Raw genomic sequence first — 17,681 nt, forward strand, 5'->3', positions numbered from 1 at the left:
AAAAAACGCCGTTCGGTTGAACGGCGCTGAGAGCGTTGAGTTTAGTCGCACTGCACTTTGATCGCCAGACCACCGCGCGAGGTTTCACGGTACTTGGCGTTCATATCTTTCCCGGTCTCGTACATGGTTTCGATAACCTTGTCGAGAGAGACGCGCGGCGCGCTGGTGCGGCGCATCGCCATCCGCGCGGCGTTAATCGCTTTTACCGAGGCAATGGCGTTACGCTCAATGCAGGGAACCTGCACCTGGCCGGCAACCGGATCGCAGGTCAGACCGAGGTTGTGCTCCATACCAATCTCTGCGGCAACGCAAACCTGCTCCGGACTTGCACCCAGCAGTTCAGCCAGACCTGCCGCCGCCATCGAGCAGGCAACGCCCACTTCGCCCTGGCAGCCCACTTCCGCACCGGAAATGGAGGCGTTCATTTTATAGAGCGCACCAATCGCCCCGGCAGCGAGGAAGTAGCGAATATAGATATCCGGGCTGACGGACTCAATAAAGTGGTCATAGTAAGCCAGCACCGCCGGCACGATACCGCAGGCACCATTGGTCGGAGCCGTCACAACGCGACCGCCCGCCGCATTCTCTTCGTTAACCGCCAGCGCAAACATGTTCACCCAGTCCACGACGATCATCGGATCGTTGGAGAGCTTATCGCTGGAGACCAGCAAACGGCGCAGGGCTGAAGCACGACGCGGCACGCGCAGCGGACCCGGCAACACGCCTTCGGTGTTCATGCCGCGATCGATACAGGCGCGCATGGTGGTCCAGACGTTGGCGAAGTACTCTTCAATCTCTTTTTTCGAGTGCAGCGCCAGTTCGTTCTGCATCACCATCCCGGAGAGAGAAAGCCCGGTCTGTTTGCAGTACTCCAGCATCTGCGTCGCAGAGTTGAACGGGTAAGGCACAGAAACAGAATCGAGCGTCTCTTTGCCAAAATGCTCTTCATCAACAATAAAGCCGCCGCCGATGGAGTAGTAGGTTTTGCTGTATACGGCGTCATCGCCGTTCAGGGCGGTAATGCGCATGCCGTTTTCGTGCAGCGACAGGTTATCGCTGTGAAAACGCATGCCATCATTCTGCGGGAAGTCGACTTCATGGCGACCCTGTGCCAGCAGCAAGCGCCCACGGTTTTCCACATCGCGGATAAAACCGGGGATCGCATCAATATCGACAGTGGCCGGCTCGTTGCCTGCCAGACCCATAATAATGGCGATATCGGTATGGTGTCCTTTCCCGGTAAGGGAGAGTGAGCCGTAAACATCCACCACAACGCGGGTGGTGTTTTCCAGCAATCCTTTTTCGACCAGATCATCGACGAACTGCTTCCCGGCCTTCATCGGGCCAACAGTGTGGGAAGAGGAGGGACCAATTCCCACTTTGAACATGTCGAATAGACTAATCACATTTACACTCCTGACAGGGTTACTGGGTTTCCAGTAACGATGTAATAACTGCGCATAGTGTAAGAGGGAAGGGTGCCAGCAGGTTAACTATTCACATGAATTAAACTAATCGCTGGCCTCTATTAAACTAATAGCGAGTGCGCCGTCACAAAGTGCGCAAAACAGAGTATAGCGCTTATGGCCGCACGCCGATTTGCAGCGCCAGCGAGCGGATAATTCCCGCCGTCATGCCCCAGACAAAATAATGCTGATACCAGGATAACCATACCCGGTGGGCATTGCCGTGGCGATGCACATCCAGCGGATGATAACGCCCAAGCCGCAACGCTTCGGCAAGCGGCATTTCAAACACCGCCGCCACTTCATCTTCGCTGGCGCGCCAGGGGAGATCCGGCGGAATAATGCCGACCACTGGCGTAACCTGAAAGCCGGTCACGCTATCCACCGGCGGCAGGACGCCAATCACTTCAACCGATTCTGGCGGGATAGCCACCTCTTCCTGCGCTTCACGCAGCGCGGCGGCGATAAGCGAGGCGTCGGTGCTGTCGACCGCGCCGCCGGGAAAGGCGACCTGGCCGGCATGTTTTCGCAACATGGCTGAGCGCTGCGTCAGTAGCAGGCCCGGCTCTTCACGCCGCACAATTGGCACCAGCACCGCTGCCTGGCGCGCATTCAGGGTGGCGGCATTAAGCTGCGGGCGCATCAGTTGAAAGCGCGATAAAAAGTTATCCAGAGTTAACACCGGTTGCTCCACGAATTACCTCTCAAGTTGCCGCAGGATACGGTTAACTTTATCAAAGGTTTCCTGATATTCCGCATCCTCGTCGCTGTCGGCGACAATTCCGCCGCCCGCGGAGCAGTAGAGTTGCCCTTCACAGGCGGTAACGGTACGGATGGTGATGCTGGTGTCCATATTGCCGCAAACGCTGAGGTAGCCAATGCTGCCACACCAGGCATTGCGGCGGTGCGGCTCCAGTTCATCGATAATCGCCATTGCCCGCACTTTCGGCGCACCGGTGATCGACCCGCCGGGAAACGCCGCGCGCAGCAGATCGCTGGCGTGTCGCCCGGGCGGCAGCTTCGCCGTCACGGTGCTCACCAGGTGATGAACCGCCGGGAAGGGTTCCACCACAAACAGCTCCGGCACCCGCACCGAACCCGGCACCGCTACGCGACCGATATCGTTGCGCATCAGATCGACAATCATCACATTCTCGGCGCGATCTTTTGGCGAGGCGGCAAGTCGGGCAGCCTGCTCAGCATCTGCTTGCGGATCCGCAAGACGCGGCAGCGTGCCTTTAATCGGGCGGGTTTCAATCTCATCACCCGTCAGGCGAATAAAACGCTCCGGCGACAGGCTGAGGATCGCCCCCTGCGGCAAACGCAGGAAGGCGCTAAACGGCGCGCGATTCTCACCATTCAGGCGCACAAACGCCTGCCACTCATCGCCGCTATAACTCGCCTGAAAACGTTGTGCGAGGTTGACCTGATAGCAGTCGCCGCTGCGCAGCCACGCCTGAACCTGGCGAAACTTTTCGCCATACTCCGCACGGCTCATATTGGCCTGCCAGGAGGAGGTTAAGCCAAACCCGGGCTGTGGCGGCGCGCTCTGCGCCTCAAGCCAGGCCAGGCGCGCATTGACATCTCCGTGACTCAACAGCGTTACGCGCTGTAATGTGTGGTCAACAATCAGCGCCCAGTCATAGATACCGACCGCCATATCGGGGATGGCAATATCCTTTGCGGCCAGTGAGGGCAGTTTTTCAAAACGGCGGCCTAAATCATAACCAAACAGGCCCAGCGCACCGCCCTGGAAAGGGAGATCATTCGTGGGTTCAGCATGCAGACCGCACGCATCCAGCGCCTGTTGCAAGAGTTCAAGCGGATCGCCTTGCGACGCGCGTCCATCCTGATAAGTGATATCGCCCTGCGTTGTCAGTGTGGTGAGCGGATCGGCGACTAAAATATCAAAACGGTTATGGGGATGATCGGCATGCCCCGAATGGAGCAGCATCGCCCACGGCTGCGCGCTGAGCTGCGCGAAATAGAACTCGGCGGCGTCGCGGCGCCACGGAAGCGAGAGTTGGGCAGGCGTTAACTGTTTCATGATTCCTGGCTCTTGAGCGTCTTCGCTGGCTTAGTGCACAGACGCGTGGAATAATTAGCGCCGATAATTTATCAGGAGTTGACCATGTTTGCAGGATTACCCGCCCTCAGTCACGAACAGCAGCAGAAAGCAGTCGAACGTATTCAGGAACTTATGGCCGGCGGCATGAGCAGCGGCGAGGCCATTACTCTCGTGGCGCAAGAGCTGCGCGCCAGCCATACCGGCGAGCGGATCGTGGCGCGCTTTGAAGATGAGGAAGACGAGGAGGAGTAATTACACCGCCGCGATAATCTTGATCTCAACTTTATAACGCGGATTCATCAGCTTCGCCTGCACGGTGCAGCGCACCGGTGCATGGCCCGCCACCACCCACGCATCCCAGGCCTTATTCATCGCTGCAAAATCATCGCTATCGGCAAGAAAAATAGTGGCGTCGAGGATCCGTGACTTATCGCTGCCCTGTTTTTCAAGCACCGCGTCAATCTGCGCCAGCGTGTTAGCCGTCTGCTCAAAGGCGTCGGCGTCGAGGTTTTCCGGCACGCCAGTGTAGTAAAGCGTCTGGTTATGGATCACCACATCAGACCAGCGGGCTTCCGCGTCAATACGCACAATTGTCATCACCTTTTCCTTCCTGGTTACATAGATTCGCCGGGAAGAGTGCCACAAAAACCTGGCTGGCGTAAATCCGCGCACCCTGACATAATCACTGGCGATTTAACCAGGGGGTAGTGTGACGGACGATTTTGCAACAGACGGCCAGCTTGCCAAAGCGATACCGGGATTTAAACCGCGCGAACCGCAGCGCCAGATGGCTTACGCCGTGACCGAAGCGATTGAAAAAACGCAGCCGCTGGTGGTGGAAGCGGGGACCGGAACCGGTAAAACCTACGCCTACCTTGCGCCCGCGCTGCGCGCCGGGAAAAAAGTGATCATCTCCACCGGTTCGAAAGCCTTGCAGGATCAGCTCTATAGCCGCGATCTGCCCACCGTCTCAAAAGCGCTGGAGTACACCGGGCGCACGGCGCTGCTCAAAGGCCGTTCAAACTACCTCTGTATCGAGCGTCTCGAACAGCAAGCGATTGCCGGTGGCGATCTGCCGGTGCAGACGCTGAGCGATGTCATTCTCCTGCGCTCCTGGTCTAACCAGACCAAAGATGGCGATATCAGCACCTGCGTTAGCGTGGCTGAAGATTCCGCCGCCTGGCCGCTGGTCACCAGCACCAACGATAACTGTCTGGGCAGCGACTGCCCGATGTACAAAGAGTGCTTCGTGGTGAAGGCGCGTAAAAAAGCGATGGAAGCCGACGTTGTCGTCGTCAACCACCACCTTTTTCTCGCCGACATGGTGGTGAAAGAGAGCGGTTTCGGTGAGCTGATCCCGGAAGCTGAGGTGATGATCTTTGACGAAGCGCACCAGCTGCCCGATATCGCCAGCCAATATTTTGGCCAGTCGCTCTCAAGCCGCCAGCTGCTCGATCTGGCAAAAGATTTCACCATCGCCTACCGCACCGATTTACGCGATACCGCGCAGTTGCAGAAGTGCGCCGACCGGCTGGCGCAAAGCGCGCAGGATTTCCGCCTGCAACTGGGCGAGCCGGGCTATCGCGGGAACCTGCGCGAACTGCTGGCCGATGCGCGGATTCAGCGTGCGCTGCTGCTGCTCGATGACGCCCTTGAACTCTGTTATGACGTGGCGAAACTCTCCCTCGGTCGTTCAGCAGTGCTGGACGCCGCCTTCGAGCGCGCCACGGTTTACCGCGCCCGCCTCAAGCGGCTGAAAGAGTTCAACCAGCCCGGCTTCAGCTACTGGTATGAGTGCACCTCGCGCAACTTTACGCTGGCGCTGACGCCGCTGACCGTCGCCGATAAATTCCAGGAAGTGATGAAAGAGAAGAAGGGGAGCTGGATCTTTACCTCCGCGACCCTGTCGGTCAACGACGATCTGCATCACTTCACCGCGCGGTTAGGCATCGACGAAGCCGAATCGCTGCTGCTGCCGAGCCCCTTCGATTACCCGCGCCAGGCGCTGCTCTGCGTACCGCGCAATTTGCCGCAGACCAACCAGCCCGGCTCTGCGCGCCAGCTGGCGGCGATGTTAAGGCCGATGATTGAGGCCAACAACGGGCGCTGCTTTATGCTCTGCACCTCCCACGCCATGATGCGCGATCTTGCGGAACAGTTCCGTGCCACTCTCAGCCTGCCGGTGCTGTTGCAGGGTGAAACCAGTAAAGGGCAGTTGCTGCAACAGTTTGTTGACGCCGGTAACGCACTGCTGGTTGCCACCAGCAGCTTCTGGGAGGGGGTCGACGTGCGCGGCGATACGCTTTCGCTGGTGATCATCGACAAGCTGCCGTTTACCTCGCCGGACGATCCGCTGCTGAAAGCGCGGATGGAAGATTGCCGTCTGCGCGGCGGCGATCCCTTTGATGAAGTGCAACTCCCGGATGCGGTCATTACCCTCAAGCAGGGTGTAGGCCGCCTGATCCGCGATATTGACGATCGCGGCGTGCTGGTGATTTGCGATAACCGGCTGGTGATGCGCCCCTATGGCGCAGTGTTTCTCGCCAGCCTGCCGCCGGCACCGCGCACGCGCGATATTCGCCGCGCGGTGGAGTTTCTTGCCCGGCCCGCAGCGGAGTAATTTTCCGCGAAGTGTGGTAAGATGCGCGCCATTTTGTTGAATCTGGACTGCTATACCCATGCGAATTCTGGCTATTGATACCGCCACAGAAGCCTGTTCTGTCGCCCTGTGGAATGACGGTACGACCTTCGCTCACTTCGAACTTTGCCCTCGTGAACATACACAACGCATTCTGCCGCTGGTCAGAGCCGCCCTTGCAGACGCCGATGTTAAGCTTACCGATCTCGACGCGCTGGCCTTTGGCCGCGGGCCGGGCAGCTTCACCGGCGTGCGTATCGGTATTGGTATCGCTCAGGGCCTGGCGCTCGGCGCGGAGCTGCCGATGATTGGCGTCTCGACGCTGGCGACGATGGCGCAGGGTGCCTGGCGTAAAACCGGCGCGACCCGCGTGCTGGCCGCCATTGATGCCCGCATGGGCGAAGTCTACTGGGCTGAGTATCAGCGCGATGCCGACGGCGTCTGGCACGGTGAAGAGACCGAAGCGGTGCTGAAGCCTGAGGCGGTAAGCGATCGTTTGCAGCAGCTTGATGGCGGCTGGGCAATGGTTGGCACCGGCTGGGGCGCATGGCCTGAATTAGCAGCAAATAGTCCTCTTACGCTGACCGACGGCGAGATGTTACTGCCCACGGCGGAAGATATGTTGCCCATCGCGCGCCAGCTTTTTGCCGCGCAGAAATGGGTTGCCGTTGAACAGGCGGAACCGGTTTATTTGCGTAACGAAGTGGCGTGGAAGAAACTTCCTGGCCGGGAATGAATCTCAGTAGTACTAACTGAGTTAAGGGGTCGCAGATGGCGGGTCAAAAAGGGTTTATGCAGCTGTTACTGGCAGGGCTGGTAACGGTAGCGTTGAGTGGGTGCGTGACGGTGCCCGATGCGATCAAGGGCACCAGCCCGACGCCGCAGCAAGATTTAGTGCGGGTGATGAATGCGCCAACGCTCTATGTCGGCCAGGAGGGGCGTTTCGGCGGGAAAGTGATCAATGTGATCAATCAGCAGGGCAAAACCCGGCTGGAGATCGCCTCTGTCCCGCTGGATGAAGGCGCGCGCCCGGTGCTGGGCGAGCCCTCTGTCGGGCGAATCTATGCCGACATCAAAGGCTTTGTTGACCCGGTCGATTTTCGTAACCAGCTGGTCACCGTGGTTGGACCGATTACCGGCACCGAAGCGGGCAAAGTGGGCAGCGCCTCCTACACCTACATGGTGATGCAGGTTAACGGCTACAAACGCTGGCGCTTGCAGCAGCAAATCATGATGCCGCCGCAGCCGCTCGACCCGTGGTTCTCCGGTCCGGGGGCCTATCCCTGGCGCACAGGTTACGGTCCGTGGGGCTGGTATCCGCCCGAACCCGCTCGTGTACAAACGGTCGTAACAGAATAATTTCTTGTTTTGACAGGAAAAATAAACAGCGGCCCGGCCGCTGTTTTTGTTTCCTGTATTAGATGACAAAAATAATTAGTGACGCGCTTCGCAACCTTCCGTCCGGTTAATTTTCAAACTGGTACGCTGAGTTAATATAATGTTAATTTCTTGTTTATTAACTGGGGCTGCGATGACAACAAACACTCATTTTAGAGGTGATGCATTGAAAAAGGTTTGGTTAAATCGTTATCCCGCCGATGTGCCTGCGGAGATCAACCCTGACCGTTATCAATCCCTGGTTGAATTATTTGAACACTCAGCAGCCCGTTATGCCGACCAGCCGGCGTTTATCAACATGGGCGAGGTGATGACCTTCCGTAAACTGGAGGAGCGCAGCCGGGCATTTGCCGCCTACCTTCAGGAGGGGCTTGGCCTGCAAAAGGGCGATCGCGTGGCGCTGATGATGCCGAACCTGCTGCAGTACCCCGTTGCGCTGTTCGGGATTTTGCGTGCCGGGATGATTGTGGTAAACGTTAACCCGCTCTACACACCGCGCGAGCTTGAGCATCAGCTTAACGACAGCGGCGCGGCGGCAATTGTGATTGTCTCCAACTTCGCCCACACGCTGGAGAAGATTGTCGACAAAACCCAGGTGCGGCACGTCATCCTGACCCGCATGGGCGATCAGCTCTCGACGGCGAAAGGGACGGTGGTCAACTTTGTCGTTAAATATATCAAACGGCTGGTGCCGAAATATCATCTGCCGGATGCCATCTCGTTTCGCCGCGCGCTGCAAAATGGCTACCGCATGCAGTATGTTAAACCAGAGCTGGTACCCGAAGATCTGGCGTTTCTGCAATACACCGGCGGCACAACCGGCGTGGCAAAAGGGGCGATGCTGACCCACCGTAATATGCTGGCTAACCTCGAACAGGTGAACGCCACTTACGGGCCGTTGCTGCATCGCGGCAAAGAGCTGGTGGTCACCGCGCTGCCGCTTTATCACATCTTTGCCTTGACCATGAACTGCCTGCTGTTTATCGAACTGGGCGGGCAGAACCTGCTGATCACCAACCCGCGCGATATTCCGGGGCTGGTGAAAGAGCTGGGCAAATACCCCTTCACCGCTATGACCGGCGTGAACACGCTGTTTAACGCGCTGCTTAATAATGAGGATTTCAGAAAGCTCGACTTCTCTTCACTGCATCTTTCCGCCGGTGGCGGGATGCCGGTGCAGCAGGCAGTAGCGGATCGTTGGGTCAAACTGACCGGGCAGTATCTGCTCGAAGGGTATGGCCTGACCGAATGCTCGCCGTTGGTGAGCGTCAACCCGCACGACATTGACTACCACAGCGGCAGCATTGGCCTGCCGGTGCCGTCGACCGAAGCGAAACTGGTGGATGACGACAACAACGAAGTCGCACCGGGCGAACCGGGCGAGCTCTGCATTAAAGGGCCGCAGGTGATGCTCGGCTACTGGCAGCGTCCTGATTCAACCGATGAGATCCTGCGTGATGGCTGGCTGCACACCGGCGATATTGCAGTGATGGATGACGAGGGCTTCCTGCGCATTGTCGATCGCAAAAAAGATATGATTCTGGTCTCCGGTTTCAACGTCTATCCGAACGAGATCGAAGATGTGGTGATGCAGCACCCCGGCGTGCTTGAAGTGGCTGCCGTTGGCGTGCCGTCCGCGAACAGCGGCGAAGCGGTGAAGCTGTTTGTGGTGAAAAAAGAGGCTTCCGTAACTGAAGAGGCGCTGATCGCTTTCTGCCGCCGACAGCTTACCGGCTATAAGGTGCCGAAGCAGGTGGAGTTCCGCCCGGAGCTGCCGAAATCGAACGTCGGAAAGATTTTGCGACGAGAATTACGTGACGAAGCGCGTGCCAAAGTGGACAATAACGCCTGAGCTATCCGTTAGCCTCCCGAACGCCGGTTAAAGCCGGCGTTTTTTATGGGCGCAAACTGAAGAGAAAATGATTTGAATTACCAGATGATAACGACGAACGACGCGCTGGCAGCGATATGTGAAGCCGCCAGTGCGTTTCCAGCCATTGCCCTCGATACAGAATTTGTCCGCACCCGCACGTACTACCCGCAACTGGGTCTGTTGCAGATGTATGACGGCGAGCGTGTCACGCTTATCGATCCGCTGACCATTACCGACTGGACGCCGTTTCGCGATCTGCTCACCAATACGGCAATCACCAAGTATCTGCATGCGGGAAGCGAAGATCTGGAAGTGTTCCTCAATACGTTTGGCGTGCAGCCGCAGCCGATGATTGATACGCAGATCCTCGCGGCATTCTGCGGACGTCCGATGTCATGGGGCTTTGCCTCGATGGTGGAAGAGTTTACCGGAACGGCGATTGATAAAAGCGAATCCCGCACCGACTGGCTGGCGCGTCCGCTGACCGAACGTCAGTGTGACTATGCGGCGGCAGATGTCTGGTATCTGCTGCCTATCGCCGGAAAACTGCTGGCGGAAACCGAGCAGGCGGGCAGGCTGGCTGCCGCGCTCGATGAGTGTCGTTTAATGATGCAGCGCCGCCAGGAAGTTCTGGCTCCGGACGAGGCATGGCGCGAAATCACCAATGCCTGGCAGCTGCGCCCGCGCCAGCTGGCCTGTTTGCAACTGCTGGCATCCTGGCGTCTGCGCAAGGCGCGCGAACGCGACATGGCGGTGAATTTTGTGGTGCGCGAAGAGCACCTCTGGGCGGTGGCGCGCTATATGCCAGGCAGCCTCGGCGAGCTGGATAGCCTCGGTCTCTCCGGCAGCGAAATCCGTTTTCACGGTAAAACCCTGGTGGCACTGGTCGCGCAGGCGCAGGAGTTGCCGGAAGAATCACTACCTGAACCGCTGCGTAATTTGATGGATATGCCCGGCTATCGCAAAGCGTTTAAAGCGATTAAAGCGCAGGTGCAGGCAATCAGTGAAAGCGAAAATATTAGCGTTGAGCTGCTGGCTTCGCGTCGCCAGATTAATCAGTTATTAAACTGGCACTGGAAATTGAAGACGCAAAATAGCCTGCCGGAATTAATCAGCGGCTGGCGCGGTGAATTGATGGCCGATCGTCTTAATGCTTTATTAGCGGAGTATCCGCAATAAGACTGTAAATAATTACAGTATATTTGAGCGGATAAATAAAAAGGCAGAATCTTATTCTGCCTTTTTTTATTGCCCATATTGCGGAGATTATTTCGTCTCTTCCGCTTCCGGCAACGTGACGTTCAACTCCAGAATAGAAATATCGTCCCCTTTCTGCTCCAGTTGTACCGTGACCATTTCCGGATCGATCTGCACATATTTACAGATGACTTCCAGAATATCGCGCTTCAGCTGCGGCAAATAGTGGGGTTCAGCGTCGCTGCGGCGGCGCTCTGCAACAATAATCTGCAGGCGTTCTTTAGCGATGCTGGCGGTATTCTTTTTTCTGGAGAGAAAAAAGTCGAGTAATGCCATAACTTATCCTCCGAACAGGCGTTTGAGGAAACCTTTCTTCTCTTCTTCAATGAAGCGGAAAGGACGATCTTCTCCCAGCAGACGTTCCACGGCATCGGCGTACGCTTTACCTGCGTCAGCATTGGTATCCAGAATAACCGGCTCGCCCTGGTTGGAGGCCCGCAGAACAGACTGATCTTCCGGGATCACGCCAATCAGTTTGATGCGCAGAATTTCCAGCACATCTTCCATGCTCAACATGTCGCCACGGTTAACGCGGCCTGGGTTGTAGCGGGTGAGCAGCAGATGCTCTTTAATTGGATCTTCACCTCTCTCCGCACGACGTGATTTGGAAGCCAGAATCCCCAGAATACGGTCAGAGTCACGCACGGACGATACTTCGGGGTTAGTGGTGATAATGGCTTCATCGGCGAAGTAGAGCGCCATCAGCGCGCCGGTTTCGATGCCAGCCGGTGAGTCGCAGACGATAAAGTCGAAGTCCATTTTTTTCAGATCTTCTAATACCTTATCGACGCCTTCACGGGTGAGGGCGTCTTTGTCGCGCGTCTGCGATGCCGGGAGAATATAGAGGTTTTCAGTGCGCTTATCTTTAATCAACGCCTGATTCAGCGTTGCGTCGCCCTGGATAACGTTAACGAAATCGTACACAACGCGGCGCTCGCAGCCCATGATCAGGTCAAGGTTACGAAGGCCAATATCGAAGTCGATAACGACCGTTTTCTTGCCCTTCTGGGCTAAACCAGTAGCGATGGCCGCGCTGGAGGTGGTCTTGCCAACGCCCCCTTTACCCGAAGTAACAACAATAATGCGTGCCATAGGAGTTCCTTGTTAAAAGGGCTTAATCTAAGGGTTGAATTGTCAAAGCGTTACCTGCCAGTTGCAGACGCGCCGCTTTGCCATAAAATTCGGCCGGGATTTGATCGCTCAGCCAGTACTCGCCCGCAATGGAGACCAGCTCCGGCGTCAGGTGGGTACAAAATATTTGTGCTTCATCATCACCGCTTGCGCCTGCCAGCGCGCGCCCGCGCATCATGCCGTAGACGTGGATATTGCCATCGGCAATCAACTCCGCGCCTGCGCTCACGTGGCTGGTGACAATCAGGTCGCAGTTCTGCGCATAAATGCGCTGACCGGAGCGCACCGGGGTATCAATCAGCCGTGTTTTAATGGCCGGCGTGGCGACGGATACCGGTTCAGCAACGGGCTCCTGACGCGGCTGCGCTTTCTCTTTGCCTTCCGAGAGGATAGGAAAGCCAGCGCGTTCAATTTCCGCTTTTAGTTCAGCGTCTTTGCAGCCGCTAATACCAACAACATGCAGGCCAGTGGCGGCAATGCTTTTCTGCAATTGCGGCCAGTCAATCGGACCTACCAGTGCTGAGACATTCACCACCACGGGAGCATGCTGCAAAAATGCAGGAGCCTGAGCGATTTTGTCTTCTAACGCCTGACGAATAACCTCGGGTTTTGCATCATGCAAATGAACCACAGATAAGGTAAAACTACTGCCTTTAAGCTCGATGGGCGTGTTTGACATCCTGACCTTACTCATTTTGCTCTAAACACCCGAAATCGGGGTGATATTCTGAAGACTACCGGGCATGTTATAGTCCCTGTTATATTCAGGCAAGTAACCACCTCCTAATTCCGAGTAAAAGTATGTTTTGTGTGATCTATCGAAGTGCCAGGCGTGAACAGACTTATCTCTATGTCGAGAAAAGAGACGATTTTTCCCGCGTGCCGGAAACATTAATGCAAAGTTTCGGCCAACCGCAGTTAGCAATGATTTTACCCCTCGACGGCAGTAAAAAATTAGCCGGCGCGGATCTGGAAAAAGTAAAAACCGCGCTCAGCGAGCAGGGATATTATTTACAGATGCCACCGCCGCCGGAAAATTTACTTAAAGCCCATCTCGCGGCGAACACTAAGCAATAACCCTCTCTAAAGGCGGCGGATTATTCCACCGCCTTTTTTTAACTCACTTAATCCCTCTCATTTTGCGATTTGACAAACCGCCGGGCGGCGCGGATAGTCATTTTTCGCTCATGTTCAACGTGTTACCGGAGAGGCAAAACATGTATCAACATCATAACTGGCAGGGCGCTCTGCTGGATTACCCGGTGAGTAAAGTGGTGTGCGTCGGCAGTAACTATGCCAGGCATATAAAGGAGATGGGCAGCGCGACGCCGGAAGAGCCGGTGCTGTTTATTAAACCTGAATCCGCATTGTGCGACCTTCGCCAGCCGCTGGTGCTGCCGACTGAGCTTGGCTCGGTGCATCATGAAATTGAACTGGCGGTGTTAATTGGTGCAACGCTGCGCCATGCCACCGAAGATCATGTTCAACAAGCGATAGCGGGCTACGGCGTGGCGCTGGATCTGACCGCGCGCGACCTGCAAAGCAAACTGAAGAAAGCAGGGCAGCCGTGGGAGAAAGCGAAAGGGTTTGATAACGCCTGTCCCATCTCGGGTTTTATCCCCGCCGCTCAGTTTGAGGGCGATCCGCAAAACAGCTCGCTGGAGCTGAAAATTAACGGCGAGATCCGCCAGCAGGGCAGCACTTCAGACATGATCCACAAAATCGTGCCGCTGATTGCCTATATGAGTAAATTTTTCACCCTGAAAGCCGGGGATGTGATCCTCACCGGTACGCCGGAAGGCGTCGGGCCGCTCAGCAGTGGTGATGAAATCGAGCTGCGTCTCAACGAACACTCTCTCTCGACCCGCGTGCTTTAATGCTTTTGCCGCTCATTCGGGCGGCAAAACTTGCATCCCTCTGCCAGAGTGGTTATAAGGTGCACCCTGGTTACCAACGGCGGATTTTATCATGAGCGACACTCCTTTCTGGCAAAGCAAAACTCTCGACCAAATGACGGACGCGGAGTGGGAGTCGCTCTGTGACGGCTGCGGGCAGTGCTGCCTGCACAAACTGATGGATGAAGATACCGACGAGATCTACTTCACCAACGTCGCCTGCCGCCAGTTAAATATCAAAACCTGCCAGTGTCGTAACTATGAGCGCCGTTTCGAATATGAACCGGACTGCATCAAGCTGACCCGTGAGAATCTGCCGACCTTCGAATGGCTGCCACCAAGCTGCGCCTACCGCTTGCTGGCTGAGGGGAAAAATTTGCCGGTCTGGCACCCGCTACGTACCGGGTCAAAAGCGGCGATGCACGCTGAACGTATTTCCGTTCGCCACATTGCGGTGAAAGAGTCTGAAGTGCGTGACTGGCAAGCCCATATCCTGAACAAGCCTGATTGGGCGGATTGAGGCTCTGCGTCTCATCACTGCTTTCATCAATAAAAAACGCTCCCGAAGGAGCGTTTTTTTTTACCGGCCAAACAGGTCGCGTTTCTTCGGCTTAAAGAACTGCGCTATCAGCACCAGCAGTGCTACCACAAGATAGGCGACAAAGATCCCCAGCAGCCACTGCGGCATGTCGAGGTTCAGAAATTCCCACTGACGCTGCGCGCAATCGCCGGAGGCGACAAACACCTGCGGCAGCCATTTATCCAGCGGCAACCAGCTCGGGAAGCGCGCGGCGAAATCGCAGGTCATAAAAGGAGAGGGGTGAAGCTGGATCTGCGTGTGCTCCCACGCCAGCTGGATGCCGCGAATGGCGCTATAGATCCAGATGGCAAGGGCGGCAAAGCGAAGCGGCGTTTTTGGCGCAATGGCACCGACAATACCGGCACCCATCACACCAAACAGGGCGCAGCGCTCGTAAATGCATAACACACACGGTTTCAGCAACATGACATGCTGGAACCACAGCGCTGTCATCTCAAGCGCAAAGGCGGTTAACGCCATCAGCAGCCAGGCGCCGCGCCCGTGTGAGCACTTATTTAAATATCGCAACATAATCATTTCCCTGGAGATGCGTAGAGACCGCAGTGTAAACGAAATCAATCCCAAGGCCACTAGCGGGGGCAAAATAATGCGTAATGGAATGTTTAGTCAGCAAAAAGTGAAACATCGCCTACGTCATTTTGCTCGATTTACAGTTAATTATTTGGATTTAAGGCATATTTGCGCGAAATATTCATGTAGCAAATTCGTGAAAATAAAACGTTGATCGCCTTTTTTCTTCCACCCCTACGCTACCTGCTCACTGCATGCTTTGGTATGATGAGTGCTCATTGCTTAGCTGTGTTATGGAAATCTTATATGGTCATTAAGGCGCAGAGCCCGGCGGGTTTCGCGGAAGAGTACATCATTGAAAGTATCTGGAATAGTCGCTTTCCTCCGGGGTCGATTCTTCCTGCTGAACGCGAACTCTCTGAACTGATTGGCGTCACTCGTACCACACTGCGTGAAGTTCTGCAGCGACTTGCCCGGGATGGCTGGCTCACGATCCAGCATGGCAAACCGACAAAAGTGAATAACTTCTGGGAAACCTCAGGTCTGAATATTTTGGAAACGCTGGCACGTCTGGATCACGAAAGCGTACCGCAGTTGATCGATAACTTGCTGTCCGTGCGTACCAACATTTCCACGATTTTCATTCGTACTGCGTTTCGCCAGCATCCTGAAGATGCGTTAAAGGTGCTCGCCACCGCGCGTGAAGTGGAAGATCACGCCGATGCGTTTGCTGAACTGGATTACAACATTTTTCGCGGGCTGGCATTTGCTTCCGGTAACCCGATCTATGGTCTGATCCTCAACGGCATGAAAGGGCTCTATACCCGCATTGGTCGCCACTACTTCTCCAGCCCGGAGGCGCGCAGCCTGGCACTTGGTTTTTATCATCGGTTGGCAGAGATTTGCGAGCATGCCCAGCACGATCAGGTTTACGAACTGGTTCGTCGCTACGGTCATGACAGCGGAGAGATCTGGCATAAGATGCAGAAAACTATGCCTGGCGATCTCGCGCTACAGAGTCGATAGTGACAAAAAACCCCTCATCAAGAGGGGTTTTTTATATCACAGCACGTTGCTTCGCGGCGGACAGCGCTCCAGCAACTCCACGCTGCCATCTTCGTTTTGCTGCTCCAGCAGAACATCAAATCCCCATAAGCGATGCACATGTTTCAGCACTTCGCGGCGTCCTTTATCGAGCGGGGCGCGGTTGTGTGGAATATAGCGCAGCGTCAGCGAACGATCGCCGCGCAGATCGACGTTCCAGACCTGAATATTGGGCTCAAGATTACTCAGGTTGTACTGGGATGAAAGTTTCGAGCGGATCTCGCGGTAGCCCTCTTCGTTATGGATGGCGGCAATCTCCAGGTAGTTATTACGATCGTCATCCAGCACGGTAAAGAAGCGGAAATCACGCATGATCTTCGGCGACATAAACTGGCTGATAAAGCTCTCATCTTTGAAATCACGCATGGCGAAATGGAGCGTCTCCAGCCAGTCGGAACCGGCGATATCCGGGAACCAGTAGCGATCCTCTTCCGTTGGTGACTGGCAGATGCGCTTAATATCCTGGAACATGGCAAAGCCCAGAGCGTAAGGATTAATACCGCTGTACCACGGGCTGTTGTAAGGCGGCTGGAATACCACGTTGGTATGGCTGTGCAGAAACTCCAGCATAAAGCGGTCAGTCACTTTTCCTTCGTCATAGAGATGATTAAGGATGGTGTAGTGCCAGAACGTCGCCCAGCCTTCGTTCATCACCTGGGTCTGCTTCTGCGGATAAAAATATTGGCTCACTTTGCGCACAATACGCAGGATCTCGCGCTGCCACGGCTCCAGCAGCGGCGCATTCTTCTCCATAAAGTAGAGCAAGTTCTCCTGCGGCTCCGCCGGGTAGCGGCGCGCCTGGGCGACGGCCACCTCTTCGTCACGTTTGGGCAAGGTGCGCCACAACATGTTTACCTGGCTTTGCAGATACTCTTCCCGGCTTTTTTGCCGCGCTTTCTCCTCCTGCAAGGAGATTTTCTGCGGACGCTTATAGCGGTCAACGCCGTAATTCATCAGTGCATGGCAGGAGTCGAGCAGTTTTTCCACTTCGACCACGCCATAGCGCTCTTCGCAATCGGTGATGTATTTACGCGCGAAGATCAGGTAATCGACAATCGAGCTGGCATCGGTCCAGCTGCGGAACAGATAGTTATTTTTGAAAAACGAGTTATGCCCGTAACAGGCATGCGCCATCACCAGCGCCTGCATGGTGATGGTGTTCTCCTCCATCAGATAAGCGATGCAGGGATTGGAGTTAATGACAATCTCGTAGGCCAGGCCTTGCTGACCATGCTTATAGAGCCGTTCGGTTTCAATAAACTTCTTGCCAAACGACCAGTGGGGATAATTGATAGGCATGCCAACGCTTGAGTAGGCATCCATCATCTGTTCTGAGGTGATCACTTCGATTTGATGCGGATAGGTATCCAGCCGGTAGAGTTTCGCCACCCGGTCAATCTCTGCCAGGTAATCATCCAGCAGCTCGAATGTCCAGTCGGGTCCATCGCTCAGACGAATAGAATCCTTATTCATTGAGTCAATCGTAGCCATTAGCGCGCCCTCATTGTTCTCGACACTCTCTGTATGGAGCATCTCATTTCAAGCATAGAACACTGATTTAAAAGTGTACGCCAGCCCTCACCAAATCTTCACGATATTCCCGCTCGCTCACCGTGTAAAAAGGCATCATGACAAAATATTGTGCTGCGGCGATAGAGTGCGCAGCAGGAGATGCTGAATATCCGCAGCCCTTAGCTGGCGGCGATGTTGTGAGGAACGTCACCATAAAAAAGCCATATG

Annotated in this window: 19 protein-coding genes; 10 read left to right on the plus strand and 9 right to left on the minus strand. The window is 55.5% G+C overall.

Going from position 1 to position 17,681, the window contains the following annotated elements; genetic code table 11:
- Positions 1-41: 41 nt before the first annotated feature.
- The 3 genes from sdaA to pabB form a co-directional block, all read right to left on the minus strand.
- The gene (gene sdaA, locus EH164_RS09665) at positions 42-1,406 is read right to left on the minus strand and encodes an L-serine ammonia-lyase (RefSeq protein WP_023480167.1); all 1,365 of its coding nucleotides are present in this window, start codon (positions 1,404-1,406) and stop codon (positions 42-44) included.
- Between the two features lie 175 nt (positions 1,407-1,581).
- Positions 1,582-2,109, minus strand: a complete 528-nt coding sequence (locus tag EH164_RS09670) for a CoA pyrophosphatase (RefSeq protein ID WP_370277270.1) — start codon at positions 2,107-2,109, stop codon at positions 1,582-1,584.
- Positions 2,110-2,163: 54 nt separating this feature from the next.
- Positions 2,164-3,513 carry an aminodeoxychorismate synthase component 1 gene (gene pabB / locus EH164_RS09675; protein WP_124968073.1) on the minus strand — a complete coding sequence of 450 codons (1,350 nt, stop codon included), beginning with the start codon at positions 3,511-3,513 and terminating at the stop codon, positions 2,164-2,166.
- Between the two features lie 84 nt (positions 3,514-3,597).
- On the opposite strand from pabB, the gene EH164_RS09680 reads away from it, so the two are divergent.
- Positions 3,598-3,786 (plus strand): YoaH family protein, encoded by a 189-nt coding sequence (locus tag EH164_RS09680; RefSeq protein WP_023480153.1) that lies wholly within the window; start codon positions 3,598-3,600, stop codon positions 3,784-3,786.
- Here the strand turns inward: EH164_RS09680 and EH164_RS09685 are convergent, their stop codons facing one another.
- Positions 3,787-4,131 carry a RidA family protein gene (locus tag EH164_RS09685; RefSeq protein ID WP_023480033.1) on the minus strand — a complete coding sequence of 115 codons (345 nt, stop codon included), beginning with the start codon at positions 4,129-4,131 and terminating at the stop codon, positions 3,787-3,789.
- 112 nt (positions 4,132-4,243) lie between these two features.
- Between EH164_RS09685 and EH164_RS09690 the strand changes: the two genes are divergently transcribed.
- From EH164_RS09690 to rnd, 5 genes are all read left to right on the plus strand, one after another.
- Positions 4,244-6,154 (plus strand): ATP-dependent DNA helicase, encoded by a 1,911-nt coding sequence (locus tag EH164_RS09690; RefSeq protein ID WP_023480085.1) that lies wholly within the window; start codon positions 4,244-4,246, stop codon positions 6,152-6,154.
- A 58-nt stretch (positions 6,155-6,212) separates the two neighbouring features.
- A complete protein-coding gene (gene tsaB / locus EH164_RS09695) occupies positions 6,213-6,908 on the plus strand; it encodes a tRNA (adenosine(37)-N6)-threonylcarbamoyltransferase complex dimerization subunit type 1 TsaB (protein ID WP_124968074.1) in 696 nt (231 codons plus the stop codon).
- A gap of 35 nt (positions 6,909-6,943) precedes the next feature.
- Positions 6,944-7,531: a Slp family lipoprotein gene (locus EH164_RS09700; protein WP_124968075.1), complete on the plus strand. Its 588-nt coding sequence runs from the start codon at positions 6,944-6,946 to the stop codon at positions 7,529-7,531.
- Positions 7,532-7,736: 205 nt separating this feature from the next.
- Positions 7,737-9,422, plus strand: a complete 1,686-nt coding sequence (gene fadD, locus EH164_RS09705; protein ID WP_124968076.1) for a long-chain-fatty-acid--CoA ligase FadD — start codon at positions 7,737-7,739, stop codon at positions 9,420-9,422.
- A 72-nt stretch (positions 9,423-9,494) separates the two neighbouring features.
- On the plus strand, positions 9,495-10,622 hold the full coding sequence (gene rnd, locus EH164_RS09710; RefSeq protein ID WP_124968077.1) for a ribonuclease D: 1,128 nt from the start codon (positions 9,495-9,497) through the stop codon (positions 10,620-10,622).
- An 87-nt stretch (positions 10,623-10,709) separates the two neighbouring features.
- On the opposite strand, the gene minE is transcribed toward rnd, so the two are convergent.
- The 3 genes from minE to minC are packed head-to-tail and all read right to left on the minus strand — an operon-like array spanning position 10,710 to position 12,510.
- Positions 10,710-10,976 (minus strand): cell division topological specificity factor MinE, encoded by a 267-nt coding sequence (gene minE, locus EH164_RS09715; RefSeq protein WP_004384978.1) that lies wholly within the window; start codon positions 10,974-10,976, stop codon positions 10,710-10,712.
- A 3-nt stretch (positions 10,977-10,979) separates the two neighbouring features.
- Entirely contained in the window at positions 10,980-11,792 is an 813-nt protein-coding gene (minD, locus tag EH164_RS09720) for a septum site-determining protein MinD (RefSeq protein ID WP_124968078.1), read from the minus strand.
- A 22-nt stretch (positions 11,793-11,814) separates the two neighbouring features.
- Positions 11,815-12,510 (minus strand): septum site-determining protein MinC, encoded by a 696-nt coding sequence (minC, locus tag EH164_RS09725; protein WP_124968079.1) that lies wholly within the window; start codon positions 12,508-12,510, stop codon positions 11,815-11,817.
- Positions 12,511-12,632: 122 nt separating this feature from the next.
- Here minC and EH164_RS09730 point away from each other — a divergent pair, with 122 nt between their 5' ends.
- From EH164_RS09730 to EH164_RS09740, 3 genes are all read left to right on the plus strand, one after another.
- On the plus strand, positions 12,633-12,908 hold the full coding sequence (locus EH164_RS09730) for a YcgL domain-containing protein (protein WP_023480086.1): 276 nt from the start codon (positions 12,633-12,635) through the stop codon (positions 12,906-12,908).
- Positions 12,909-13,048: 140 nt separating this feature from the next.
- Positions 13,049-13,708 (plus strand): fumarylacetoacetate hydrolase family protein, encoded by a 660-nt coding sequence (locus EH164_RS09735; RefSeq protein WP_124968080.1) that lies wholly within the window; start codon positions 13,049-13,051, stop codon positions 13,706-13,708.
- Positions 13,709-13,799: 91 nt separating this feature from the next.
- Positions 13,800-14,246, plus strand: coding sequence for a YcgN family cysteine cluster protein (locus EH164_RS09740; RefSeq protein ID WP_023480182.1), 447 nt, complete (start codon positions 13,800-13,802; stop codon positions 14,244-14,246).
- A 60-nt stretch (positions 14,247-14,306) separates the two neighbouring features.
- Here EH164_RS09740 and dsbB read toward each other — a convergent pair whose 3' ends face one another.
- Positions 14,307-14,837: a disulfide bond formation protein DsbB gene (gene dsbB, locus EH164_RS09745; protein WP_124968081.1), complete on the minus strand. Its 531-nt coding sequence runs from the start codon at positions 14,835-14,837 to the stop codon at positions 14,307-14,309.
- 306 nt (positions 14,838-15,143) lie between these two features.
- Here dsbB and fadR point away from each other — a divergent pair, with 306 nt between their 5' ends.
- Entirely contained in the window at positions 15,144-15,863 is a 720-nt protein-coding gene (gene fadR, locus EH164_RS09750; protein WP_094419657.1) for a fatty acid metabolism transcriptional regulator FadR, read from the plus strand.
- A gap of 36 nt (positions 15,864-15,899) precedes the next feature.
- Here fadR and EH164_RS09755 read toward each other — a convergent pair whose 3' ends face one another.
- Complete coding sequence (locus EH164_RS09755) at positions 15,900-17,432, minus strand: SpoVR family protein (RefSeq protein ID WP_023480055.1); 1,533 nt, start codon at positions 17,430-17,432, stop codon at positions 15,900-15,902.
- Positions 17,433-17,681 lie beyond the last annotated feature (249 nt).

This window comes from Kosakonia sp. CCTCC M2018092, from assembly GCF_003864115.1.
Lineage (GTDB): Bacteria > Pseudomonadota > Gammaproteobacteria > Enterobacterales > Enterobacteriaceae > Kosakonia > Kosakonia cowanii.